At 70.2% G+C, this 24,535-nt stretch carries 26 protein-coding genes (1 of these 26 running past the window's edge); 16 read left to right on the top strand and 10 right to left on the bottom strand.

Going from position 1 to position 24,535, the window contains the following annotated elements; all coding sequences use genetic code 11:
- The first annotated feature begins 48 nt into the window (after positions 1–48).
- The 3 genes from BXU09_RS04840 to dnaX all read left to right on the top strand — a co-directional run bounded on the left by BXU09_RS04840 (position 49) and on the right by dnaX (position 4,863).
- On the top strand, positions 49–1,782 hold the full coding sequence (locus BXU09_RS04840; RefSeq protein WP_078300914.1) for an NAD-dependent malic enzyme: 1,734 nt from the start codon (positions 49–51) through the stop codon (positions 1,780–1,782).
- 359 nt (positions 1,783–2,141) lie between these two features.
- On the top strand, positions 2,142–2,297 hold the full coding sequence (locus BXU09_RS20895) for a hypothetical protein (RefSeq protein WP_168174556.1): 156 nt from the start codon (positions 2,142–2,144) through the stop codon (positions 2,295–2,297).
- A 184-nt stretch (positions 2,298–2,481) separates the two neighbouring features.
- Positions 2,482–4,863, top strand: coding sequence for a DNA polymerase III subunit gamma/tau (dnaX, locus tag BXU09_RS04835; RefSeq protein ID WP_078300913.1), 2,382 nt, complete (start codon positions 2,482–2,484; stop codon positions 4,861–4,863).
- A 201-nt stretch (positions 4,864–5,064) separates the two neighbouring features.
- Here the strand turns inward: dnaX and BXU09_RS04830 are convergent, their stop codons facing one another.
- Positions 5,065–5,505, bottom strand: coding sequence for a hypothetical protein (locus tag BXU09_RS04830; protein ID WP_078300911.1), 441 nt, complete (start codon positions 5,503–5,505; stop codon positions 5,065–5,067).
- 122 nt (positions 5,506–5,627) lie between these two features.
- Here BXU09_RS04830 and BXU09_RS04825 point away from each other — a divergent pair, with 122 nt between their 5' ends.
- From BXU09_RS04825 to BXU09_RS04800, 6 genes are all read left to right on the top strand, one after another.
- A complete protein-coding gene (locus tag BXU09_RS04825; RefSeq protein ID WP_078304760.1) occupies positions 5,628–7,247 on the top strand; it encodes a family 10 glycosylhydrolase in 1,620 nt (539 codons plus the stop codon).
- 45 nt (positions 7,248–7,292) lie between these two features.
- Entirely contained in the window at positions 7,293–7,811 is a 519-nt protein-coding gene (locus BXU09_RS04820; protein ID WP_078300910.1) for a flavin reductase family protein, read from the top strand.
- A 58-nt stretch (positions 7,812–7,869) separates the two neighbouring features.
- Complete coding sequence (locus tag BXU09_RS04815) at positions 7,870–8,607, top strand: metallophosphoesterase family protein (RefSeq protein ID WP_078300908.1); 738 nt, start codon at positions 7,870–7,872, stop codon at positions 8,605–8,607.
- A 187-nt stretch (positions 8,608–8,794) separates the two neighbouring features.
- Positions 8,795–9,220 (top strand): hypothetical protein, encoded by a 426-nt coding sequence (locus BXU09_RS04810; protein ID WP_055362685.1) that lies wholly within the window; start codon positions 8,795–8,797, stop codon positions 9,218–9,220.
- A 108-nt stretch (positions 9,221–9,328) separates the two neighbouring features.
- Complete coding sequence (locus BXU09_RS04805; RefSeq protein WP_078300907.1) at positions 9,329–10,414, top strand: M20/M25/M40 family metallo-hydrolase; 1,086 nt, start codon at positions 9,329–9,331, stop codon at positions 10,412–10,414.
- 149 nt (positions 10,415–10,563) lie between these two features.
- Positions 10,564–11,934 carry a S41 family peptidase gene (locus tag BXU09_RS04800; RefSeq protein ID WP_078300905.1) on the top strand — a complete coding sequence of 457 codons (1,371 nt, stop codon included), beginning with the start codon at positions 10,564–10,566 and terminating at the stop codon, positions 11,932–11,934.
- A 7-nt stretch (positions 11,935–11,941) separates the two neighbouring features.
- Here the strand turns inward: BXU09_RS04800 and BXU09_RS04795 are convergent, their stop codons facing one another.
- Genes BXU09_RS04795 through BXU09_RS04790 form a run of 3 tightly spaced genes read right to left on the bottom strand, consistent with a single transcriptional unit; the run spans position 11,942 to position 13,714 of the window.
- Positions 11,942–12,889 carry an MFS transporter gene (locus tag BXU09_RS04795; protein ID WP_346417584.1) on the bottom strand — a complete coding sequence of 316 codons (948 nt, stop codon included), beginning with the start codon at positions 12,887–12,889 and terminating at the stop codon, positions 11,942–11,944.
- A 17-nt stretch (positions 12,890–12,906) separates the two neighbouring features.
- The gene (locus BXU09_RS22085; RefSeq protein WP_346417588.1) at positions 12,907–13,233 is read right to left on the bottom strand and encodes a hypothetical protein; all 327 of its coding nucleotides are present in this window, start codon (positions 13,231–13,233) and stop codon (positions 12,907–12,909) included.
- A gap of 52 nt (positions 13,234–13,285) precedes the next feature.
- Entirely contained in the window at positions 13,286–13,714 is a 429-nt protein-coding gene (locus BXU09_RS04790; RefSeq protein WP_078300904.1) for a hypothetical protein, read from the bottom strand.
- Between the two features lie 63 nt (positions 13,715–13,777).
- On the opposite strand from BXU09_RS04790, the gene BXU09_RS04785 reads away from it, so the two are divergent.
- The 3 genes from BXU09_RS04785 to BXU09_RS04775 all read left to right on the top strand — a co-directional run bounded on the left by BXU09_RS04785 (position 13,778) and on the right by BXU09_RS04775 (position 15,905).
- Positions 13,778–14,680 carry an MBL fold metallo-hydrolase gene (locus tag BXU09_RS04785; RefSeq protein WP_078300902.1) on the top strand — a complete coding sequence of 301 codons (903 nt, stop codon included), beginning with the start codon at positions 13,778–13,780 and terminating at the stop codon, positions 14,678–14,680.
- Positions 14,681–14,728: 48 nt separating this feature from the next.
- Complete coding sequence (locus BXU09_RS04780; protein ID WP_078300901.1) at positions 14,729–15,343, top strand: Dps family protein; 615 nt, start codon at positions 14,729–14,731, stop codon at positions 15,341–15,343.
- 70 nt (positions 15,344–15,413) lie between these two features.
- Complete coding sequence (locus BXU09_RS04775) at positions 15,414–15,905, top strand: DUF4385 domain-containing protein (RefSeq protein ID WP_078300899.1); 492 nt, start codon at positions 15,414–15,416, stop codon at positions 15,903–15,905.
- Positions 15,906–15,969: 64 nt separating this feature from the next.
- Here BXU09_RS04775 and BXU09_RS04770 read toward each other — a convergent pair whose 3' ends face one another.
- Entirely contained in the window at positions 15,970–16,554 is a 585-nt protein-coding gene (locus BXU09_RS04770; protein ID WP_240501024.1) for a molybdenum cofactor guanylyltransferase, read from the bottom strand.
- A complete protein-coding gene (locus BXU09_RS04765) occupies positions 16,551–17,996 on the bottom strand; it encodes an aldehyde dehydrogenase family protein (protein WP_078300897.1) in 1,446 nt (481 codons plus the stop codon). The genes BXU09_RS04770 and BXU09_RS04765 overlap by 4 nt, the downstream gene beginning before the upstream one ends.
- Positions 17,997–18,210: 214 nt before the next feature.
- Between BXU09_RS04765 and BXU09_RS04760 the strand changes: the two genes are divergently transcribed.
- Complete coding sequence (locus tag BXU09_RS04760; protein WP_078300896.1) at positions 18,211–18,654, top strand: superoxide dismutase; 444 nt, start codon at positions 18,211–18,213, stop codon at positions 18,652–18,654.
- Between the two features lie 133 nt (positions 18,655–18,787).
- On the opposite strand, the gene BXU09_RS04755 is transcribed toward BXU09_RS04760, so the two are convergent.
- The 4 genes from BXU09_RS04755 to BXU09_RS04740 form a co-directional block, all read right to left on the bottom strand.
- Complete coding sequence (locus BXU09_RS04755) at positions 18,788–19,933, bottom strand: A24 family peptidase (protein ID WP_078300895.1); 1,146 nt, start codon at positions 19,931–19,933, stop codon at positions 18,788–18,790.
- A gap of 64 nt (positions 19,934–19,997) precedes the next feature.
- Complete coding sequence (locus tag BXU09_RS04750; protein ID WP_078300893.1) at positions 19,998–20,507, bottom strand: hypothetical protein; 510 nt, start codon at positions 20,505–20,507, stop codon at positions 19,998–20,000.
- Positions 20,508–20,737: 230 nt separating this feature from the next.
- On the bottom strand, positions 20,738–22,231 hold the full coding sequence (rimO, locus tag BXU09_RS04745; RefSeq protein WP_078300892.1) for a 30S ribosomal protein S12 methylthiotransferase RimO: 1,494 nt from the start codon (positions 22,229–22,231) through the stop codon (positions 20,738–20,740).
- 125 nt (positions 22,232–22,356) lie between these two features.
- The gene (locus BXU09_RS04740; RefSeq protein WP_144011982.1) at positions 22,357–22,773 is read right to left on the bottom strand and encodes a hypothetical protein; all 417 of its coding nucleotides are present in this window, start codon (positions 22,771–22,773) and stop codon (positions 22,357–22,359) included.
- Between the two features lie 122 nt (positions 22,774–22,895).
- Between BXU09_RS04740 and minD the strand changes: the two genes are divergently transcribed.
- The 3 genes from minD to ruvC form a co-directional block, all read left to right on the top strand.
- On the top strand, positions 22,896–23,696 hold the full coding sequence (gene minD / locus BXU09_RS04735; RefSeq protein ID WP_055362676.1) for a septum site-determining protein MinD: 801 nt from the start codon (positions 22,896–22,898) through the stop codon (positions 23,694–23,696).
- Position 23,697: 1 nt separating this feature from the next.
- Entirely contained in the window at positions 23,698–23,955 is a 258-nt protein-coding gene (gene minE / locus BXU09_RS04730; RefSeq protein WP_055362675.1) for a cell division topological specificity factor MinE, read from the top strand.
- An 80-nt stretch (positions 23,956–24,035) separates the two neighbouring features.
- Positions 24,036–24,535: the 5' portion of a crossover junction endodeoxyribonuclease RuvC gene (gene ruvC, locus BXU09_RS04725; RefSeq protein WP_055362674.1), read on the top strand. 4 nt of this gene lie beyond the right edge of the window; only the first 500 of its 504 coding nucleotides appear in the window; it begins with the start codon at positions 24,036–24,038; its stop codon lies off the right edge, out of view.

Raw genomic sequence — 24,535 nt, 5'->3', positions numbered from 1 at the left:
TGGCATGCCTGAACCGGGTACAACGCCCGGCCGCTATGCTGGAGCGTCATGCCGAAAAATCTTCCTGTCTCCCGTTACTACGACGTGAAACGCGACCCCCAGGGGCAGCGGTACATCGACGTTCACGTGTCGGGACTGGCGCTGCTGCAGAATCCGCTGCTGAACAAGACCACCGCCTTCACGCCCGAGGAACGCCGGGAACTGGGCCTCGAGGGCCTCGTGCCGCCGCACACCAGCACCTTCGAGGAGCAGAAGGAACGCACGTACCTGCGTTACCTCAAGTGCGGCTCCGACCTGGAAAAGCACGAGTACCTGCGCGCCCTCCAGGACCGCAACGAGGTGCTGTTCTACGCGATCCTCGAAGACCACCTCGAGGAGATGCTACCGATCATCTACACGCCCACGGTCGGCGAGGCGGTCCGGAACTACTCCAGCAACTACCGCTACCCGCGCGGCTTCACGGTCAGCACGGGCGACATCGACCGCGTGGACGACATGCTGGAGAACGTCACCGTGAACGACGTGCGCATGATCGTCGCCACCGACTCCAGCGCCATCCTGGGCATCGGGGATCAGGGTTTCGGGGGCATGGCCATCAGCATCGGGAAACTGTCGCTGTACACCGCCGCCGGGGGCGTCGGGCCGGACAAGACCCTCCCGGTCGAACTGGACGTCGGCACCAACCGCCAGGACCTGATCGACGACCCGCTGTACCTGGGCGTCCACCACCGCCGCCTGACCGGCGCCGCGTACGACGAGTTCCTGGACGCGTTCGTCGAGGCGGTCACGGCCCGTTACCCGAAGGCGATCATCCAGTGGGAGGACTTCAGCCGGGGCACGGCGTTCCGGGTGCTGGAACGCTACCGCCGCGTGGTGCCCAGCTTCAACGACGACATTCAGGGCACGGGCGCCATGGCACTGGCCGGGCTGATCAGCGCCGCGCGCCTCAAGGGCGAACGCCTGAGCGAACAGGTGTTCGTGGTGGTCGGCGCCGGGGCCGCCGGGATCGGCGTGGCCATGGCCATCCGCCACGGCCTGCAGGCCGACGGGCTGAGCGCCGAGGACGCGAACGCCCGCGTGTTTGTCGTGGACCGCCACGGCCTGCTGATGCACGGCCAGCCGGACCTGGAAGACCAGCAGCTGAGCTTCGCACGCCGCTCGGAAGACCTGAGCGGCTGGGTGTTCGACGGCGAGTACCCCAGCATGCACGACGTGATCGTGAACGCCCGCGCCACCGCGCTGCTGGGCTTCACGGGCGTGCCCGGCCTGTTCCGGCAGGAGAGCATCCAGGCGATGCTGGACTTCACGCCCCGGCCCATCGTGTTCCCACTCAGCAACCCCAGCAGCCACGTCGAGGCCCGCCCCGCCGACCTGATCCACTGGACGCGCGGCGGCGCGATCATCGCGTCCGGCAGTCCCTTCCCCGACGTGGAATACGAGGGGAAACGCTACCCGGTCGGACAGGGCAACAACGCCTTCATCTTCCCGGGACTGGGCTTCGGGGCGGTCGCCAGCCGCGCCCGCGAGATCACGGACAACATGGTCATGGAAGCCGCCCGCACCCTGGCCGAGTTCACGCAGACGTACGGCGAGCGCGTGTACCCGCCCATCAGTGACCTGCGCGAACTGAGCATCCAGGTGGCCGTGAACGTCGCCCTGCAATCCATCCGCGACGGCGTGTGCGCCGAACGCCGCATCCGCAACATGACCCGCGACGAACTGGAAGCCGTGATCCGCGACCGCGCGTGGCAACCCCGCTACCTGCCGCTTCGGCAGGGTTGATGGCCGACAGGTGATGGGTGATGGAAAGCAGAGCCCGGTCTGACGACAGGTAACGGAACGACAAAAAGACAACATGAAACAGAAGGTGTCGCCTGCCGAGAGACACCTTCTGTCTGTCTGGGGTGCTGTCTGTGGAACGGTTCCGGTCGGCCGGTCCATGAACACCGTGCGTGGCGGGGGCTTCTGTGGCTTCCGTACCGGCACGCCACCCTCTGGCCCGGCAGTGCGGTGGGGGAGGAAGGCGAAAATAGGAACTTTCTCACTGTTGTCACATGTTATGAGGCGGGTGACACGATCTTAATCTGATTTACATGTATATTCCTGATCCAACCTTAATTGACTTGAGACAGGAGGTCTCTGTGTTGCTGACTGCGTGTGTCGTTCTGCTTTGCCTCGTCTACCTGATCGTCCGTCACATGAATACGCTGGAAGTGCCGCCCGTCACCCGCGAGGAATTCGCCGAATTCAGGGCGGCCCTGCAACGCTCCCCGCAGGAACCCCTGTCGGCCACCTGACAGCGGGCGTCTCGGGGATGCCTGCGCCGGGCCCCATGTTCCCTGTCTCACTGCGCCGCCTCTCCCCCTGGCTCTAGAATGCTGAGGTGAAGCGGCGTGTGTGCAGTGGTGGGGTCGGGTTGAGCGGCGGCAGGCCGTGTGGTTCAGCGTTCGGGCCTCGCCTCCGCGCCGCCGGAGGGCGTCTGTGAGCGCCATCTATCAGCGCGCCCGGCCGGTGCGCTGGGAGGACGTGGTCGGGCAGGAGCACGTCAAGGACGTTCTGAAAGCCGCGCTGGAGCAGGGGCGGGTGGGTCACGCGTATCTGTTCAGCGGGCCGCGCGGGGTGGGGAAGACCACCACGGCCCGCCTGATCGCCATGACCGCCAACTGCACCGGGCCGCTGCCCAAACCCTGCGGTGAGTGCGAATCGTGCCTGAGCGTGCGCGCCGGGTCGCACCCGGATGTCATGGAGATCGACGCGGCCAGCAACAACTCCGTGGACGACGTGCGCGACCTGCGCGAGAAGGTCAGTCTTGCCGCCATGCACGGCGGCAAGAAGATCTATATCCTCGACGAGGCGCACATGATGAGCCGCGCGGCCTTCAACGCCCTCCTGAAAACGCTGGAAGAGCCACCCAGCCACGTGATCTTCATCCTGGCGACCACCGAACCCGAGAAGATCATCCCGACCATCCTCTCGCGCTGCCAGCACTACCGGTTCCGGCGCCTGACGCCCGAGGAGATCGCCGGGAAGCTCGGCGGACTGGTGCAGCGCGAGGGCGCGCGCGCCGATGAGGACGCCCTGCACCTGATCGGCCGACTCGCCGACGGGGCCATGCGCGACGGCGAGAGCCTGCTGGAGCGCATGCTGGCCGCCGAGACCGCCATCACCCGCGCGGGCGTGGAGGACGCGCTGGGCCTCCCGCCGGGCGAACGGGTGCGCGGCATTGCCGCCGCGCTGGTCGGCGGGGACGCGGGGGCGGCCATCAGCGGCGCGGCCGCCCTGTACCGTGACGGGTTCGCGGCCCGCACGGTCGTCGAAGGGCTGGTCGCGGCGCTCGGCGCGGCCCTGCACGCCGAACTGGGCCTGAAGGACACCGGTCCGGAAGCCCGCCTGGACGGCGCGGACGTTCCCAGACTCCTGAAACTCCAGGCGGCGCTGGACGAGCAGGAATCCCGCTTCGCCCGCGCCGCCGACCAGCAGAGCCTGGAACTGGCCCTCACGCACGCCCTGCTGGCCGCCGACGCCAGCAGCGCTACCACTGGCCGGCCCGCCGCCGGGGCCGCCACAGGCCCCGCCGCGTCCGTCCCGGCGGACCTGACGCAACGCCTGAACCGCCTGGAAAAGGAAATCGCCAGCCTGCGCGCCCGCCCTGCCGGGGGGCCAGTGGTGAGCGCCCCGGTCGCGGACTTCGATCCTGGTGCGCGCCGCGCCCCCGCCGCCGCTCCGGCCCGTGCGGGCGCGCCCACGCCCGACGCGCCGCCGCCCGCCCCGACCGGGGGCAGCTGGCCGGACGTGGTGCGGCAGGCCAGCATCCAGCTGCGCGCCTTCCTGAAACCCGCCCGGCAGCACGCCGAACCCGGCTACGTGAGCCTGTCGTACGACGAACGCAACGCCTTCCACGCCAAGCAGGTCGCCGCGAAATTCGACGAGATCGGCCGGATCGTGCTGAGCGTCTTCGGGCCGGTCACCTTCGAACTGATCGCCCCGGAAGGTGGTCGCCGCGTGAACCTTGGCGGGCCGGGCGGGAGTGGCGGCGGCGCGCCCGTGCCCATGCCGGCCGCAGCGGCCCAGCCGGCGGCCCCCCAGTCCGCCCCGGTGCAGCCTGAGCCGGTCCCGTCCACGCCTGCCCTGGCCGAGGTCGCCCCCTTCGATCCGGGCCGGGCCGCACCGCGCCGCGCCGCACGCGGGCCGGACTTCGACCCGCTGCCGTCCGGGGCCGGAGTGGGGGGCTCCGTGCCGGTGGCCGGGGGCGGCGGGGTCGCCACGCTGCCGCCCCGTCCGGAACGCCGTGTCCCGCCCCGCAGTCCCGACGACGTGGCCCCGGCCCCGCTGCCCGACGATCCCTTCGCCGGAGCGCACGTGACCGACGCGCCGCCCGCCCCGGCCGACGCGGCGGGCGGGGACCGCCTGCCCCCACCGGCCCGCGAGCGGGAACTGTACATCGTGGAACCCATCACCGAGGAACCCGACTGGAACGCCTTCGGCGGCCCCGATCTGCTGGGAGGCCTGCCGCCCGAGGAGGACATGCCCTTCGGGAACGTGACCCTGCCCGCCCCGGCGGCCCGTACCGCCCCGGCCGGTCAGGCGGCCCCGCCGCCCCCACCCCGGCAGGCGCAGCCCGCCCCGGTGCAGGCCCGCCCCGCGCCAGTCAGTCCGGTGCAGACCGCGCCGGAACCGGCCGACCCGGTATCGGCCGCGCCCGCCCCGTCCCGTCCGGGGGACATCCGCGCGCACCCCAACTACGAACTGATCCGCAGCCGCTTCGGCGGACGCGTGCGCGAGATCGGCAAGAACCGCAACGTGCCCCCCACCGTGACCCCCGGCGACGACGACGCCGAGGACATAGACGACAGCGAGGTCTGACCCGCGCGCCGCAGCGCACAGGCCACCCCGTTCAGCGCGGGCGGCCTGCTGTCATACGGATTCCGTTTGTTTCGCCAACAATCCGGAACTTCACCGGATTGCCGGCTCCACGTCCGGAACCCGTGTTGCTCCCACTCGCTTCGCTCGGATTGAACGGGCTTTGCAGCCCATTCAATCCGAGTCCGTATCAGGTGGGGAGGATCAGAGGGGCGCGCAGACCGGCACGGGCAGGCCCGCGACGTTCTCGTGGACGTTGATGTACTTCGCGTCCTTCAGGTCGGCGGTCATCTGGAAGCCCTTGATGGTCAGGTCGCCGCTGGCGTTGCTCTTGGTCGTCATGCCGATCATGCCGCCCACGACTGCGCCGTTGGACTTGCAGACGTCGGTGGTGCTGGCGGCGCCCATCGCGTGGTAGTGCGCGAGGTAGTCCGTGTTGGGTTTCAGGCCCTTGACGGTCAGGGTGGTGCGGCGGTCCCCGCCGGTCAGGTCCACGAACACGGCGGTGCCGGAGGGCGCGTTGTACCCGGTGAGTTTCTGGTCCGTGAACGTCTTGGTGACGCTCTTCCCGGACACGTCCGGGGCCTGGTTGCAGGAAGCGAGGGCGACGGTACCGATGAGGGCCAGCAGTGCACGTTTCTTCATGGTGAAACCTCCGGGTTGTGGGTGTACCTCCCGAGCCTAACATGACGGCCCGGCCGGATGGGAGGGGGGTGCGGGCGTTCATGTGCGCCCGGTCCGGGTGCGGTAGCCTGCCGCTCACGATCATGACGTTTCCCCTGTCGCGCCGCGCCGCTCCGTTGCTCCTGACCTCCGTCCTCGCCCTGTCTGCCGCTGCGGGGAGAGTGGCCGCGCAGGACGCGCCCGCGACGCAACCGGCCGCGCCCGCGACGGCAGGGGCGGCCAGCACCCCGGCGCCGGCTGTGGCGGTACCCGCTCCCACGACGCAGCCGGGCGCGAACCTGCGCGGGCTGTGGATCGACGCGTTCGGGCCGGGCCTGAAGACGCGGGCGCAGGTCGCGCAGACTGTGGCGGACGCCGAGCGCATGGGCGTGAACACCCTGTTCGTGCAGGCCATCCGCCGCGCCGACTGCCTGTGCCTGAAGGCCAGCGTGCCCACCGTGACCGACGCGGACCTGGAGAAGAACTTCGACCCGCTGCGGGTGATCACCACGCTGGCGCACGCGCGCGGCATGCGCGTGATCGCCTGGGCCAGCGTGACGGGCGTGGGCAACACGGCCGCGCCGAACACCGACCCGGCGCACGTGCTGCGCCGACATGGCGCGGAGGCCGGCGCGAACTCCTGGCTGGCCCGCCGACCCGACGGCAGCTGGCAGGAGGGCCGGGACACCTGGCTGGACGCCGGGATTCCCGCCGCCGCCGAGTACATGACGCAGGCCGTCCTGAGCATCGTGCGGAACTACCCGGTGGACGGCGTGCAGCTCGACCGCATCCGCTACCCGGACGGGGACGTGTGGGGCTACGATCCCAAGACCCTGGCCCGCTACCGCGCCGAGACGGGCCGCACCGGCACGCCCGCGCCCAGCGATCCCGTCTGGGCCGCCTGGAAACGGCAGCAGGTCACGAACCTCGTGCGGCGGATCACGCTGGAAAGCAAGGCGCTGCGCCCGGACCTGTGGGTGAGCGCGGCGACCATCACGTACCAGACCGCGCCGCGCGCCGGGGACCTCACGGCCTTCCGCCGGACCCGCACGTACGGCGACGTGCTGCAGGACTGGCCCGAATGGATGCGGGCCGGCCTGATCGACCTGAACGTCCTGATGAACTACAAACGCGACGGGCAGCCGGATCAGGCGCAGTGGTTCGACGGCTGGAACGCGTTCGCGCTGTCGGTGCGGGACCGCCCGGACGGCGCGCGGGCCGCCGTGGCTGCCGGGACGGCCATGTACCTGAACGATCCGGCCGTGACGGCCGCGCAGGCCCGCCGTTCGGTGCAGACCGGGATGGGCTGGGTGGGGTACTCGTACCGCACGCCGACCGCCGGGGTGTACGGGCAGCGCGAGTCGACGGCGCAGGGCCTGAAGGCCGTGCAGGCCGTACTGAGCGCACCCGGCATGCCGCTGGAGCGCCCGCTGCGCTGGACGGACGAGGCCCCGACCGTGCGCGGCCTGCTGGGGCGCGTGACCGGCGCCGTCACGCCCGGTCACCGGACCGTGCAGGCGGTGCAGGGCGGTCAGGTGGTCGCCGAGACGCTCACGGACGCCCTGGGGTACTACGGGTTCGCGGCGCTGCCGGCCGGGAAGACCGAGGTACGCGTCAGCGGGCAGCGCTGGACCGATACCATTCCCGGGCGGGGCGTGGTGCGTCTGCCGGACCTGCTGATCCGCGACGCGGCGCCCGTGCCGGTGCTTCCGCCGCGCCGCTGAGGCTGCGCCGACCCGGTCGCCACGCTGACCCGGTACACTCGCCGCATGAGTGAACCGCAGCAGGACCGGGCGCCGCAGGAGCAGGCGCAGCAGGGTGGCCTGAACGCCACGGAATTCCGTCAGACGCTGGGCCGTTTCACGAGCGGCGTGACGGTCGTCACCGCCTCGGACGGCCAGACGCGCCGGGGCATGACGGCCAGCGCCTTCGTGTCGGTCAGCCTCGCGCCGCCGCTGATCCTGGTCAGCGTGGACCGCCGCGCGCAGATGCACGCCCTGCTGAGCAGCGAGAGCGTCACGCACTTCGGCGTGAACGTCCTGTCGGCCACGCAGCGGCACCTGAGTGACCACTTCGCCGGAAAGCCCGGCCCCGAGGAGAGCGTCCCGTGGTTCGAGCACGAGGGCCTGCCCCTGATCGGCGGGAGCGTCGCGCAGCTGGTGTGCCGCCGCCACGAGGTCATTCCGGCCGGGGATCACACGCTGTTCGTGGGCTTCGTGGAGTACAGCCGCTACACCGACGACGACCCGCTGGTGTACTTCCGCGGGCAGTACCACGAACTGGGCTGACCCCGTGAGCGCCCGGCCTGCGTCCTGGGAGCGTGGGGGGGTGGGCTACACTCCGGGCATGATTCGCCTCGCCATTCTCGCGGACCTGCACGCCAACCTGGCGGCCACGCTCGCGGTCCACGCAGACGTGCAGCGGCGCGGCCTGACCGACATCTGGGTCCTGGGGGACCTGGTGGGCAAGGGCCCCCGCCCCCGTGAAGTGCTCGACTGGACGCAGGCGCACGCCACGCGCGTCATTCAGGGCAACTGGGACGCCCGCGTGGCCGGCGCCACGCACCGCCCGCAGGACCTGTGGCCGCGCAGCCGCCTCACGCCCGCCGGCCTGACGTACCTCGCCGAACTGCCGTACGGCATCGAGGAGCAGTTCGGGGGCGCGTGGTGGCGTTTCGTGCACGCCAGCAGCCGCGGCCTGTTCCACCGTCTGTACCCGCACAGCAGCCTGCATGACCAGCTGGAATCCTTCGCGCCCAACCCGACGTTCGGTCTGACGCAGCACGCCGACGCCCTCGTGTACGCCGACATGCACGAGGCGCTGCTGCTGGACGTGGAGGGCCGCCCCCTGATCAACTGCGGCAGTGTGGGCAACCCGCTGGACTCCACGTTGCCGTGCTACCTGATCCTGGAATTCGACCCGCACTCGCCGGTGCACAGCGCGACCTTCGTGCGCCTGACCTACGACCGCGACGACGAGATCCGCGCCGCCGAGGAAAGCGGCATGCCGTTCACGCGCGAGTACATCGCGGAACTGCTGACCGGCGCGTACCAGAAACGCCGCGCCCGGACCGGCGAGGGCTGACGCGGACCCTGGCCCGACAGGCAGGGCGCGGGGTCGTCACTTCCCGCAGGGCCAGTACACTTCCCGCAGGGCCGGTGAAGGTGGCGCTCACGTTCCGGGGGGCGGCCTTGCGTAGCGTGAGTGTGTTTCACGATCCGAAACCGCCGGAGCCGACCGTGGTTCCGCAGCAGTCCCCAGGAGGTCAGGTATGTTCTTCCAGCAGAAAGACCGGCACGAACAGATGGCGAAACTCGATCCGCGCGACACGAACGGCGACGGGGTCGTCAGCCCGCAGGAGGCCGCCGCGTACATCCGCGAGTACCTGGAAAACGCCTCGCCCGAGGAGCGGCAGGCCGTCCTGAAAGAGTACGTGGGCGGCATGAGCCCCGAGCAACGCCGCGAGATGGGCGACGCCATCGTGCGCAGCCCCGCCAACCCCGTGCAGGCCGTGCGTCCCGACGACGACGACGACCTGATCGACGCGTACACGAAGACCGCGCAGGCCCCGGCCCAGAACGGCCGCAGCCCGCTCGAAGAGGCGTTCGCGCCCGGCGGCCTGCTCAGTAACCCCATGGTGAAGGCCGGACTGGTCGGGCTGGCCGGCATGATCGGCAGCCGCATGCTGCGCCGCTGACCACCCGCCGCAGGGGAGGGCGTCTGTTCCGGAAACGGGGCCGGCGCCTTCACACTTTGTTCCCGATCAGCCCCCCCGCCCGGCCCGGCGCGTCTACAATGGCCCGCAATGCCTCTTTCGTACCTCACGCGCATCGCGCAGACCCCGGCTCCGACGTTCGCGGAGGGCCGGCGCGCCGACCTGATCGCGGACCTGTGGACCGAACTGGGCTACGCGACCGAACGTGACGAGGTCGGGAACATCCTGACCCGCCTGACCCCTCCCGGCACCGAGGGCCGCCCTGCGCTGCTGCTCGCCGCGCACCTCGACACGGTCTTCGACGCCGGAACCGACGTGACCGTCCGCGAGGAGGCCGGGCGGCTGATCGGGCCGGGCGTGGGCGACAACAGCGCCAGCCTCGCGGTCGTCACGGCGCTGCTGCGTGACCTGCGCGGCCAGACCGGCGCGCTGCGCCGCCCGCTGTGGATCGCCGCGAACGTCGGCGAGGAGGGCCTGGGCGACCTGCGCGGCGCGAAGTACCTGCTGGCCCGGCACCGCCCGCAACTCGGGGCGTTCATCGCGGTGGACGGGTACCTGGGCGTGGCGGTCACGCGGGCCGTCGGCGTGCGCCGCTACCGAGCCGTGTTCGTCGGGCCGGGCGGGCACTCGTGGGGCGATCAGGCGCCCAGCGCCCTGCACGCGCTCGGGCGGGCCATCAGCACCCTGTACGCCCTGCACCTGCCCGCCTCGCCGCGCACCACCCTGAACGTGGGCGTGGCGTCCGGCGGGACCAGCGTGAACTCGATTGCTGGGACGGCCGAACTGCTGCTGGACCTGCGTTCCCTGGACGCCCGCGTCCTGGCGGACCTCGACACCCGCGCCGTGGCGGTCCTGCACGCCGCCGCGCGTGACGCGGGCGTCCAGCTGCGCCTGGAACGGGTGGGAGACCGGCCCGGCGGAGACCTGCAGAGCGGCCCGCTGCTGGGCGCTGTCCGGGACGCCGCGCGCGAGATCCGCACGGACATCCGCCTGGCGTCCAGCAGCACCGACGCGAACGCCGCCGTGCCGCATGGGCTGCCGGCCGTCGCGGTGGGCGTGTACCGGGGCGGGAACGCGCACCGCACCGACGAGTGGGTGCAGGCGTCCAGCCTCGCGCCGGGCCTGAAATTCCTGCGGCGTCTCGTGGACCTGTACCAGCGCTCCCCGGCGGCCTGAACGGCGGGCTGTTCCCCTGCCGGGGGCCACAGCGGGCGGAGCGCCGCTCCCCAGGCGGAAAAGGGCGTGCTGGCGCGGCAATCCTGTAATGTCCGTCGCAATTGCCGCCCACCAAATTCCCATCTGTCCAGAGCAGAATGGGCCTACCCATGAACGCCTTCCTGCGCCGCTCGCCCCCGCGCCGTGACCGCCCGGCCCGGTTCCGCCCGCTGCTGAGCGCTGCCCGCACCGCCGGTCTCACGGCGCTGCTGGCCTGCGTGAGCGTCCTGCCCGGCGCGGCCGCGCAGGGTAAGGTATCACCGGCGCAGGCGGTCTTCAATCAGGTGAACGACCTGCTGCGCCTGGAGTACGGCGGCCTGTCCACCGTGGACCGCGCCGCCCTGACCCGCGAGTACCAGGAGCGCCTCGACAACGTCTGCGCCCCCACCCCCGACACCTGCGAGGAGGGGCGTGCCTACCCCGTCCTGGAAGCCGAGCTGACCGCACTGGGCGACGAGCACAGCTTCTTCCAGCTGCCCGAGGACTACCGCGAGTTCGTGACCAGTGTCACGGGCGGCAACCGCCTGCAATTCGGCGTGAAACTCGCCCTGCTGGACGGCCAGAACCGCGTGGTCAGCGAGGTCGTGCCCGGCAGCGCCGCCGAGGAGGCCGGACTGCGGCGCGGCGACGTCCTGCTGCGCCTGAACGGCCGCCCGTACCTGTACGCCGACCTGCGCGACGCCCGCGAAAAAGGGCAGACCATCCGTCTGGACGTGCAGCGTCAGACCGAACGCCTGGAAGTGACCCTGACCGCCCGCGAGAGCAGCACCCTGGACCTGCCGCGCCTGACCTCCGTGCCGGTCAGCGACCTGCCGGGCGCGGACGCGCAGGTCGCCGTGATCCGCATTCCCACCTTCCTGTCCGGCGGCCGGGTCGCGCAGACCGTGCACGATCAGGTACGGCAGGCGCAGCGCAGCGGCGCGGCCGGAGTGATCGTGGACCTGCGCGGCAACCCCGGCGGGAGCCTCACGGAATGCGACAGTGCCGTCAGCGCCTTCCTGCCCAGCCTGACCCGCGTGGCCCGCAGCGCCGACGCCAGCAGCCGCACGGTCGTCAGTCGCGGCACCCGCCTCGAAGACGGCCGCCTGAGCGCCAGCGTCAGCAACCCGGCCCTGTGGACCGGCCCGCTGGCCGTGCTGGTCGACGACGGCAGCGCCTCATGCAGCGAATTCTTCGCCTACGAGATCCAGCACGCCGGGCGCGGCCCCGTCATCGGGGAAGCCACCGCCGGCGTGGGCAACACCGCCACCCGCGTCTTCCCCGTGGGGTCGCAGGCGGCCGTGCAACTCACGATCCTCAACTACGCCAAGCCCGACGGCACGCCCTACCCCGAACGCATCACCCCGGATCAGGTGAGCGCGCAGGACGAGGCCGCCATCCGGCAGCTCACGCAGGGGCGCGACACGCTGCTGCAACTGGGCGTGCAGGCCCTCCAGACCGCGCCGGTCCTGACGCTCGACCCCTTCCGCCAGCGGCCCTGAACGCCCCTCAGCCGGATTCCGACCCGGCGTGCGCCGGCAGGCCCCGCAGCGCCCAGCGCAGCCCCAGCGCCGTGACCACCCCGATCACGGCCAGCGTCAGCCACGGCAACGCCGGGAAGCCCAGCCCCGCGCCGCCGTCCACCAGTGCGCCGCCCAGCACGCTGCCCACCGCGCCCCCCACCCCCAGGCTGATCGCCGAGAACCCGAAGTAACTCCCGACCCGCCCAGGCGGCGCGAACCGGGCTGTCAGGGTCTGCTGGGTGGGGTACACGATCATGGTGCCCAGGCTGTACAGCGCCACGCAGACCAGCAGTTGCGGGAACGTCGCGGCCACCGACATCAGCCCCAGCGCGGCGCCGACCAGCAGCACCGCCGCCACCAGCGCCGAGCGCACCGGCACGAAGCGCTCGACCAGCCGCAGCAGCGGGTACTGCAGCAGCACCGCCAGTCCCGCCGACAGGCCGTACAGCGGCCCCGTCGCGCCGTTCCCGGCCAGCGCGATGGCTTTCAGGGTGACCGCCACGTTGATCTGCGTACTCAGGATGAAGTACCCGATCAGCACCAGCGTGAACCGCCGGAACCGCGTATCGGCCGCCGCCGCCCGCAGGCCGTCCAGACTGCTCGCCGCGAGCCGCTGCGGCCGCAGGTGCGGCAACGTGACCGCCATCACCGCCCCCGCCAGCAGGTACACGGCCGCCGCCGACAGCGCCGCCGTCCGGAACCCCAGGCCCAGCAGCGCCGCCCCGATCAGTGGCCCCATCACCATGCCCGCGTTCCCGGACATGCTGGTCAGACTGAACATCCGCGTGCGGTGCTCGGGCGGGGTCACCTGCGTGATCGCCGCACTCTTAGGCGCGTCGAACAGGCCGCCCCCCACGCCCGCCAGCACCGCCGCCGCCAGCAACTCCACCCACGAGTCACTGAAGCCCATCCACGCGAACCCCAGCGTCCGCAGCGCGCAGCCCAGCAGGATCAGCGGTTTCGGCCCCCAGCGATCCGCCCAGGCCCCCCGAACACCGTCAGGCCCTGCTGCGTCAACTGCCGCAAACCCAGCACCGCCCCCACGCTCGCCGCCGACCAGCCCAGCCCGCCGCCCGCCACCGACCCGCTGAAATGCACCGTCACGAGCGGAATCACCGCGAAGAACCCGCCCCACATCAGGAAATTCGACCCGATCAGGCCCAGCTGCGCCGCCGACAACCGGAACGGCGCGGGCGGGCCGGGCGCCGCGGCCTCCGGGGCAGGGGAGACGGGCGTAGGAATGGGCGAAGCGGGAGGGGCAGGCGGGGGCGCAGACACGCGCGCAGGGTACACCCGCCCGCCCGTGCGGCGGCCCATCACGCGGGACGCGTCACTTCACGGCCGACACCACACCGGCCAGTGCCACCCCCGCAAGCACCAGCAGCCCACCTACGACGGCGTGCAGGCGCAGCACGCGCCCGTACTGCCAGCGGGACAGGCCCAGGCCCAGTGCCACCAGGGTCGTCATGAAGGTCAGGTACACCCACGTGAAGTCGGTCGGCGAGGGCGTGTTTTTCTGCATGAATGCCGCCTCAAACGTATGCGTGATCAACGCACCCGAGTGAGTTACACCCAGTCCCAGCAGCACACCCGCCGCGCAGGTCAGGACCGTGGCGACGCTCCCACCGGCCGGTCTGCGGCCCCGCAGGGCTGCGCGTTCCAGCATCCACGAGAACGGCAGTGCCAGCCCGAACGCCGCAGCGACCACCACGCCGGTGATCTGAACTGCGAAGAGGAGCAGCAGGGGCAGGAAAACCATGCCCTGACCGTATCGCGCCTGCCTGCGCGCCGCTGCCGCACCTGAGCGGGTACGCTGCCGGGCATGGGTTCTCTTGTCTCGTTGGCTCCGGGGGTGCGTTACCTGCCGGGCGCGGTGAACAGTCTGGTGGTCGAGGACGGCCGGGGCGGGGCGCTGCTGGTGGATACCGGGCTGGATGACGGGCACGCGCGCCGGCTGCTGCGCGGCCTGACGGAGCTGAACCTGACGCCGACCGGGATTCTGAACACGCACAGTCACGCCGATCATCACGGCGGGAATGCGTTCATCCTGAAGAAATTCCCGGAGCTCAAGGTGTTCGCGCCGCCGCTGGAGGACGCGGTGATCACGCACCCGATTCTGGAACCCATCACGCTGTTCGGGGCGCGCCCGCCCAGGGAGTTGCAGAGCAAGTTCCTGCTCGCGCCGCCCAGCCCGGCGCGACTGGCCCCGGAACCGGGCCTGACGCGAATCGGGGGCGCGGTGGTGGAGCTGCTGGAGGTGGCCGGGCACGCCAGCATGATGTACGCCGTACGGGTGGGCGAGGTGCTGTACGCCGCCGACGCGCTGTTCGGAGACGTGGCCCTGGCCAAGCACCCGCTGACGTTCTGCGCGGACTCGGCGTTGCAGAAGGAGGCGGCCGCCCGCCTGGGTGAACTGGAGGGCGTGCGCGTCACGCTGCCCGGTCACGGGGACCCCACCCCGGATCTGACACGGCTGGTCGCGGCGAACCTCGCGGCGTACGCGCGCACGACGGCGGCCGTGCTGGAGGCCGTGCAGCTCGGCGCGGCGGGCGTGGACGACCTGCTGGTGCGGGTGTGCGGCGCGCTGGGCGTCACCATGGACAGTGCGGGGGCGGTGGTCCTGAACCGCGCAGTCGTCAGCGCCCACCTGACCGAGCTGCTGGAGGCCGGGCAGGTGCACATGAAGGTTCGCGGGAACCGCCTGCTGTTTGTGGCCGGAGCCTAAAGGAAACCCGTATGGGCGGCCCGGCGGGTACGGGGGTACGGTGAACGCATGACCAGCAAATCCAAACCCGCCAAGAAATCCGCCAGCAAGGCCACCAGTGACGGCAAGGCCGTCGCCGGGAAAGCCAGCGGCAAGGGCGGCGCCGACGCCGCGCACCTGAACACCACCAACAACGCCCTGGTCGACCACAACTACCTGACGGAAGCCGAGTTCGGCACGGTCGCCGAGACGCTGCAACGCAACCTCGCCACGACCATCAGCCTGTACCTGAAGTTCAAGAAGTACCACTGGGACATCCGCGGCCGGTTCTTCCGCGACCTGCACCTCGCGTACGACGAGTTCATCGAGGAGATCTTCCCGGCCATCGACGAGCAGGCCGAGCGTCTGGTCGCGCTGGGCGGCAGCCCCATCGCCGCGCCCGCCGACATCGAGCGTTTCAGCGTCGTGAAGGTCCCCACCGAGACCGTCCGTGACGCCCGCACGCAGGTCGCGGACCTCGTGGACGACCTGAGCCGCGTGGGCCGCGGCTTCCGCGACGACAGCCAGACCGTCGACGACGCCAACGATCCCGCCACCGCCGACATGTACAACGGCTACGCCGCCACCATCGACAAGATCCGCTGGATGCTTCAGGCGATGATGGACGACGACCGGATGAACTGAGTTCCCGGCAAATGGCAGATGGCAGAAAGCCGAGGACCTCTGCCATATGCCTTCTGCCATCTGCACTCCTATGCCGAAATTCGATTACTCCCTCCATTACGCCCAACTGGACCTGCGCGCGCATCCGGAACTGTACCGGGTGGGGGTGGGCGAGCAGGGTGTGCTGCTGGTCCAGCCGTACAAGTCGGAGTTGCTGCCGCACTGGCGGTTTGCGACGCCGGAACTGGCGCGCGAGAGCAGTGAGGTCATCTACGGAATGTTCCTGGCGTACCTGCAAGCCGGGGAGTTCGTGGGGGCAGACATGGCGCGCAAGTTCCTGCAGATGGGTTTCACGCGCGCCCGCCGCTACGCGAACCACCGGGGCGGCAAGAAGTACGACGGCCCGGTCCCGGAGGACAAGAAGGGCCAGAGCGGCGCGCACGGCCGCGCGGAACTGCCCCGCAGCCCGGAAGACCCGGTTAAGGCCGAGTCCGCCCGCATCTTCAAGGCGAAATGGGACGAGGCCGAGGCGAATGAGCAGTACGCCGCCCTGAAAAAAGCCCACAAGGCCCAGTACGGCTGAAGGCAGGAGCGTCGATGGGTGACAGTTGATGGTTGATGGGGTCGTGTGCTGTCTCCATCGACTTTCAACCATCAACCATCAACCCGTCCGGCGTGTTGACGTTCAGGAACGTCCGGGCCGTAAAGCCCCCGACCAGCGCGGTGTGTTCGGGCGGCGCGGCGCGCCTCAGGCGGCGTTCCCCGCTGTCCAGCAGGGCGCTCACGTGGGCCAGCAGGTCCGTGTGGTACAGCGCGGCCAGCGGTTGCGGCCGGTCCTGCCCGTCCGTGGCCTGCACGCTGAGGCGGCCGGGCGTGATGGCGGCGCTCAGGGTTCGCCAGTAGTCGGGGGTCAGCCAGGGCAGGTCCACTCCGGTGAACGCCACCCAGCCGGGCGGGGCGTGCGTCAGGGCGCTTTCCAGTCCGGCCAGCGGGCCCTCGCCGGGGCGCCGGTCGGGGTGTGTGTCCCAGCGGCCCAGGTGGGCGGGCAGGACGTAACGGCCGGGTGGGGCGATCAGCAGGCGCGCGGGGCAGTCCTGAAGGCTGGCGCAGGCTCGTTCCAGCAGCGTCCGGCCCTCCAGCAGGGCCAGGGCCTTGTCACTCCCGAAGCGGCTGGATCGTCCGCCTGCCGTGACGGCTCCGGTCAGCCACAGCCCCGGCGGGGAGTGAGTCACTCGCGCGGGCCGCTCTGGCGTTCCAGTTGCCGCAGGCCCCACGCGACCAGCCGGGGCACCGGGCGGCCGTAGGGGGGGTACAGGAAGCGCACGGGGCTGGGCGTGGGCTCACGCAGCACGGCCCGCTCGTGACTGAAGGTGCGGAAGCCGTGCTCGCCGTGGTAGTTGCCCATGCCGCTGGGCCCGACCCCACCGAACGGCAGGTTGGGGTTGGTCAGGTGCACGACCGCGCCGTTCACGACCATGCCGCCGCTGGTCGTCTCGCGCTGAACGCGGCGGATCATGTCCTCGTCGGTGGTGAACAGGTACAGCGCCAGCGGCGCGTCCAGGCGGCGGATCAGGCTCAGGGCCTCCTCGGGCGTGTCGTATGTCAGGACCGGCAGGACCGGCCCGAACAGTTCCTCCTGCATCAGGGGCATGTCGGGGGTCACGCCGCTCACCACGGTCGGCGAGATGAACCGGCCCGGCGCGTCGAACTCGCCGCCCAGCACGATCCGCGCCCCCTGCGCGACGCTGTCCTGCGTGAGGCGTTCCAGGCGCTGCACGCCCGCGCTGTCCACCATGCGCCCGTAGTCGGGCCCGGCCCGCAGCCACGCGCCCGTCCCGAAGCGCCGCGCGATCACAGCCTCCAGGCGGCGCAGCAGCGGCCCTTCCAGGTGCCGGGGCACCAGCGCGTAGTCCGGCGCCACGCAGGTCTGCCCGGCGTTCAGCAGTTTTCCCCACGCCAGCCGCTCGGCGGTCACGTCCAGGTCTGCGCTGGCGTCGATCAGGGCGGGGCTCTTGCCGCCCAGTTCCAGGGTCACGCCCGTCAGGTTGTTCGCGGCGGCCCGCATGACGTGACGCCCGACCGCACCGCTCCCGGTGAAGAAGATGTGTCCGAACGGCAGTTCCGTCAGGGCGCGGGCCACCTCGCCGTCCCCCTCCACGACCGCCACGAGCCGCGGTTCAAACACGCTGCCGATCAGGTCGCTCAGCGCGCGGGCCACGTTCGGGGCCTTCTCGCTGGGTTTCAGGATCACGGTGTTCCCGGCGGCCAGACTGGCGACCAGCGGCACCAGCGCGAGGTTCACGGGGTAATTCCAGGGGCTCAGGATCAGGGTCACGCCGCGCGCCTGCATCTGCACCTCGCTGCGCGCCCCCAACAGCATGCTGGGCGTGTCCACGCGGCGGGGCGCCATCCAGCGCGGCAGGCGGCGGATGGCGTGCTGGATCTCCTCCAGCACCGGGTGCAGTTCGGTGATCTCGGATTCGGCGCGGCTCTTGCCCAGGTCGGCTTTCAGGGCGTCGGCCAGCGGCACGCGGTGCGCGCGGACCGCGTCGTGCAATCGGCGCAGGATCGCCTGACGCTGCGCGGCGCTCGTCTGCGAGGCCGGCCAGCGCTGCGCCTGCTGCGCGGCGAACAGGGCGTGAAGGTCGGGGGCCGGCAGGCTGGTATCGGACATGGGCACCTCGGGGGAGCGCGGCAGGGGGGGCGGAGAACCGGACGGAATTGAACCGAGTATAGAGCGCGTCCCCACCCTGAGAACGCATTGAGCACCCCGTCATAAAGAAACCCCGGCGACACTCTGAGCGCTCCCGGCACGCGCACACTGCAAGTCGCACGACAACCCACCGGCCCACCACCCCGCCGCCCCTCACCCACCGGAGGTTTCCCCCATGACCGTCACCAGACTGCTGCTCGGCTCGACCCTCGCCCTGACCCTCGGTTCCTGCGCCATGATGGCCCCCACCATGAGTTACACCCTCGCCAAGCAACCCGCCGGGGGCGCCCTGGCCTCCAGCGGCATGGTCGACGTGAAGAAAGACGGCATGACCGTCATGACCACCGCCAGGGTGATGGGCCTCGCCCCGAACACGTACTACGTCGCGCACTACCACCTGCAGGGCGCGGCCAGCGCCGACCCGTGCAGCAGCGGCGGCGCGCCCATCATGAACAGCGCCCTGGTGGGCCAGAGCGACGCCACGGGCATGCTCACCCTGACCGGCAGCGTGGCCGCCGCCGACGTGATGAACGCCACGTACTTCAACATCCACACCGCCAGGGACGCCACGGGCGCCCCCGCCGACGCCGGCGTGACCTGCACGGGCATCAAGATGTAGACAGCAGAAGGCAAATGGCAGAAGGCAAATGGCAGAAGGCAAATGGCAGAAGGCAAATGGCAGAAGGCAAATGGCAGAGGTTCCGTGACCGGGTCTCTGCCATCTGCTATTCGCTATCTGCCATCTGCCTCTCTTACAGCCCCAGGCCGTCGCGGTAACCTTGGATGATCTGCGCGCCCCAGATCAGGGCGACCAGCGCGCCCACCGCCAGGAACGGCCCGAACTTCACGCGGTTCTCGCGTTTCATGGCGAGCTGGGCCACGCCGAACAGCGCCCCGGCGAACACCGCGACCACCAGCGTCAGCAGCAGCCGCTCCCAGCCCAGGAACGCGCCGATCACGGCGGCCAGTTTCACGTCCCCGAAGCCCATGGCACTCGCGTCGGCCGGTTCGTCGGCCCCCTCGTCTGCGCTCTGCCCACGGTACTTCAGCCACCAGTACACGCCCGCCACCAGCGACGTGGCGCCCGCCGCGGCCAGTGCGCCCTGCACCATCAGGATCATGCCCGGGCCGTACCCGGCGCTGCCCAGCACCACGCTGACCAGCAGGCCGCCCAGCGTCAGCAGTTCCGGCACGCGCACCACGCGCCGGGCCGCCACGTTCACGGCCGCCGACAGCAGCGCCGCGCCCAGGCCCCACCACGGCCCCAGCCACGCCCCGGCCAGCAGCGCCAGACTGATCTGCTGGTACCCGATGGGCGCTTCCGGGTACGACCGCTCCCGGAAGCGGCGCAGCACCCACGACCCGAACTGGTTGATCGCCACGACCAGACCCGCGCCCAGCAGCGCGCCCTGCACCGCGCCCGCCAGGTCCGGCAGGCCCTCGGTGCCGGCCCGGCCGTTCAGGAACCCGAACAGGATGCCCAGCGCCGTGCCCGGCAGCGTCAGCTCGTCCGGGATGGTGTACGTGTCCAGGTCAATGGCACTCCCGACCAGGAGGATCGTGAACAGCACCATCAGCCCCAGCGCGCCCCACCCGACCACCAGCGGCGGGAACAGCGCCGCGATCACGCCGTACCCCAGCCCGGTCAGCAGTTCCACCACCGGGTACCGCGCCTTGATGGGCGCCCGGCAGTACCGGCACTTGCCACCCAGGCTCAGCCACGACAGCACCGGCACCAGATCCGGCACGCCCAGCCGGTGATCGCAGTTGGGGCAGTGACTCGGCGGGAAGGCGATACTCTCGCCGCGCGGCAGGCGCCAGATCAGCACGTTCGAGAACGACCCGACCAGCAGGCCGAGCAGGGCAGCAAAGATCACGAGGAGGACGTCAGGGGTCACCCCGGCAGTGTAGGCAACAATTCTCACAGACGTCTTGCCTTCACCGGCCCGGCCTGCCCGGCCGCTATCCGGCCGGGGGGCCGTCCAGCGTGAACAGCGCGTCCAGCCACGCCCGCAGCGGCTCCGGCACCCAGGACACCCCTTCGGGCAGCGGCGCCGGGACGACCGGGACGCCCAGTTGCGCCGTCTCGCCCTGCACTGCCGCCAGGGCTGCCCCGAAATCCACGTCCCCCTTCTCGCCCGGCGGGATCAGCGCCGTGCGGGTCAGCGCCCCGGCGCGCGTCAGGTCCGCCCAGTTCAGGCGGTACACGTCCTCGAACACGAACGACCGCGTCGGCTTGCCCGGCACGTCCGCCACGAACCGCACCGGGGGGCGGCAGTCACCGTCCAGAATCGTCACGCTTGCCCCGCACCCTCCACAGGTGAAGCCGCCCACGTGCCCGTACCGGCTTCCCACGTACCGCCGCGCCTCATGTGGCACGAACCCGCACGCCGGGCAGACCGTGAAGATCGGCACGTCCAGCAGCCATGTCGAAGGCTGCCGTCCCGTGCGGTTGAAGTACAGGCGAACCATGCACCCAGTCTGGCACGCACGCACGTGAGCTTTCAGGCAGGGGAATGGCGGGCGCCCCGTTCCCAGGACACCCGCCACCCATCAGTAACCGTTACGCCCCTACGGATTCCGTCTGTTGCGTTGACAGATCGGAAGGGCACCGATCTGCCAACTCCACTCCCGGAACCCGCGTTGCTCCCACTCGCTTCGCTCGGATGGAACGGTTTGCAAACCATTCCATCGGAGTCTGATCAGTGCTTCCCGAAATGCCCCAGCTGCGGCACGTTGGGTTTCCAGGCGGGCGTCTCCACGACCTCGCCGTACAGGTCGTACTCGTCGCTGTCCTCGATGCGTACTCGCACGATGTCCCCGATCTTCACGGTCCCGGCGAAGTCACCGGCGAACAGGTACACCTGCCCGTCGATGCCCGGCGCGTCCCCTTTGGTGCGGCCGATCAATTTCGTGCCCGGCGCGTCGTCCTCGTCGTCGTTGAACTCGTCCACGATCACGTCCATGACGGTGCCGACCTTCTCGGCCAGCCGCTCGGCACTGATGCGCTGCGCGACCTCCATGAAGCGGCTCAGGCGCTCCTCCTTCACGTCCTGCGGCACGGCGTCCGGCAGGGCGTTCGCGTCGGCCTCGTCCACGTCGCTGTACGTGAACGCCCCCACGCGGTCCAGGCGGGCGTCCTCCAGGAACTGCAGCAACTCCTGAAAGTCCGCCTCCGTCTCACCGGGGAACCCCACGATGAACGTGGAGCGGATCACGAGTTCCGGGCAGATCTCCCGCCAGCGGCGGATGGTGTCCAGCTGCTTGCCCGCACCGGGGCGGCGCATGGACCGCAGGATCTTCGGACTGGCGTGCTGTAGCGGCACGTCCAGGTACGGCAGGATCTTGCCCTGCGCCATCAGTTCCACGATCTTCTCCACGTGCGGGTACGGGTACACGTAATGCATCCGCACCCACGCGCCCATCTCGCCCAGCTTCACAGCCAGGTCCGTCAGGTGCGCGCGGACCTGCTCGCCCTGGAATTCGCTCTCGCGGTAACGGACGTCCACGCCGTACGCACTCGTGTCCTGCGAGATGATCATCAGTTCCTTCGTGCCGCCCGCGATCAGCCGGTACGCCTCGTACAGCACCGACCCGGCGTCACGGGACACCTGCAACCCCCGCAACTTCGGAATGATGCAGAACGAACACGTGTGATTGCAGCCCTCCGCGATCTTCACGTACGCGTAGTGCTTAGGCGTCAGCTTCACGCTCGGCGCGAACACGTCCCCGTGCCGCGTATCCTCCCGCTCCGGCTGCACGGCGTCCGCCCGTGTGCCCGGCGCCGCCACCGGCAGCAGACCCGTGAACGCACTCGTATCGATCGGCAGCAGGGTGCGCACGTGACCCATCACGTCATCCACCGCCTCACTGCCCGTGATCGCCGCGACCTTCGGGTGCCGCTCCATGATCTTCTCAGGCCGCTCGCCCAGGCACCCGGTCACGATGACCTTCCCTGTCGCCTCCAGCGCCTCACCGATCGCACTCAGGGACTCCTCGACCGCCGGCGTGATGAACCCACAGGTATTCACGATCACCGCGTCCGCGTTCTCGTAGCTGGCGGCCACCTCGTAGCCCTCGAACCGCAGCTGCGTCAGAATCCGCTCGCTGTCCACCAGCGCCTTCGGGCACCCCAGACTGATGAACCCCACCCGTTTTGCGCCCGCCACAGCGGGACCATTGCCTTCCATCATCATCTACTCCTTCCCTTGCGCCGCACCCAGCACCCCGGGGGCACAGAGGTTCAGCCCGCCACTCTACAGGGACGGGCCGCGCCGGGCGACGCACTGGATTACAGGATCACCCCGGGAGAGGGGCTCAGTTACGTTCGGGCGTTGCCCGCGAACTCCCGCTCGAAAGCGTCCAGAATGTCGCGGTCACTGACGCTCTGTAATCCCAGGCTCAGGAGCTTCTTGATCTTCGGGAAGTACGGCTCGTCCGTGATGTCCTTCTCGTAACCGTCCCGGAAGGTGGGTTTCCCGGTCAGGGTCACGCGGAACTCGTCGTCCGAGCGTCCGTAACTGCAACGGGTATCCACGATTCGCTGGTACAGGAAGTAGCGTTTGCTCTTGCTGTCCGGTCGGCCGATGCACCAGATGATCCCGCCTTCCGTGGCGGCCCGCTCCGCAACGGCTTCCTTGTTGGTGGCGACGGATCCGCTCCTGGCGACCTCACCCCGGAAACCGACGCCCATCGAGGCAGGGTTGTGGTACAGCACGTAGTTCGCAGTTCGGGCCATGCCGTACGGTATTCCCCTTGGTAGCCACGTGGTGCCGCAGATCCAGCACCCCCTGATTCACGCGACTGTCCGCTGGCACTCGCGGGCGCGTCTCTCAGGGTTGGGCTGTACACTGCCTGGAGATGAATGCCAAGGTTATTGTGGTCACGTCCGGCAAGGGGGGCGTGGGTAAAACCACGACCACTGCGAACATAGGAGCGGCACTCGCGAAACTGGGTGAGAAGGTCGCGGTCATCGACGTGGATGTGGGTCTGCGGAACCTGGATGTGGTGATGGGGCTGGAGTCGCGGGTGGTGTTCGACCTGGTGGACGTGCTGGAAGGCAAGTGCCGCATGAGTCAGGCGCTGATCCGCGATAAGCGCGTGGAGAACCTGTTCCTGCTGCCCGCCAGTCAGACGCGCGACAAGGACGCGCTGGACCCGGAGGTGTTCAAGGGTGTGGTGCGGGATCTGATCGAGACCGAGGGTTTCGACCGGATCCTGATCGATTCCCCGGCGGGGATCGAGTCCGGGTTCCGCACGGCGGCTGCCCCGGCGGAGGGGGCGCTGGTGGTCGTGAACCCCGAGGTGTCCAGCGTGCGTGACGCCGACCGCATCATCGGGCTGCTGGAGGCGCAGCAGATCAACGAGATCCGGCTGGTCATCAACCGCCTGCGTCCCAAGATGGTCGCCAGCGGGAACATGCTCTCGGAGGCGGACATCCTGGACATCCTGGGGGTCAAGCCGATCGGGATCGTGCCGGAGGACGAGGGGATCATCGTGTCCACGAACGTGGGGGAGCCGGCGGTGCTGGGCAAGACCAAGGCGGGCGAGGCGTTCATGGCGACGGCCCGGCGCCTGAAGGGTGAGGACGTGCCGTACCCGAAGTTCGAGGAGGACAAGGGATTCCTGGCGGCGCTGCGCCGACTGTTCGGGGGGGCCTGACGTGTTTTCCTGGATGAAACGTGGCCGCAGCAAGGAGACCCTGAAAGACCGCCTGGAACTGGTGCTGGCGTATGACCGGGCGCAGATTCCGCCGGGCAAGGTCGACGCGCTGCGTCAGGATCTGCTGGAGGTCGTGCGGCGGTACTTCCCGACCGGGAACAGTTCCGTGGAGATCGAGCAGCGCGGCGACATGGTCGTGCTGATGGCGAACATTCCGCTGGACGAGGACCGTCCGGCTGCCTCCGACCGGAGCCGCTGAGCGCGGCCGCGCGGCCCGTGCCCCCGCTCAGGCGGGGGTTTTTCCTGTGGCGACGGGCCTCCATGGCGTATCCTGGGGGGGTGATCGTACTTGGCATCGACCCCGGACTCGCGAACCTCGGCCTCGGGCTGGTGGAGGGTGACGTGCGCAAGGCCCGCCACCTGTACCACGTGTGCCTGACCACCGAGAGCGCCTGGATCATGCCGCGCCGCCTTCAGTACCTGCACGAGGAAGTCAGCCGCCTGATCGCCGAGTACCGGCCGGACGCCGTGGCGATCGAGGATCAGATTCTGCGCAAGCAGGCGGACGTGGCGTTCAAGGTCGGGCAGGCGTTCGGGGTGGTGCAACTGGCGTGCGCGCAGGCAGGCGTGCCGGTGCACACCTACGGGCCGATGCAGGTCAAGCGGTCGCTGGTGGGAACCGGCCGCGCCGAGAAGGAGCAGGTGATCTACATGGTCAAGGCGACGCTGGGCGTGCGTGAACTGTTCAACAACCACGCGGCCGACGCGCTGGCCCTGGCCCTGACGCACCTGGCGAGCGCGCCCATGCAGTCGCGGGTCGCGGCGGGCCTCGCGGTCCG

Origin of the sequence: Deinococcus sp. LM3 (genome assembly GCF_002017875.1) — a bacterium.
Taxonomy (GTDB): domain Bacteria; phylum Deinococcota; class Deinococci; order Deinococcales; family Deinococcaceae; genus Deinococcus.
This window is presented reverse-complemented; position numbering and strand designations above follow the sequence as displayed.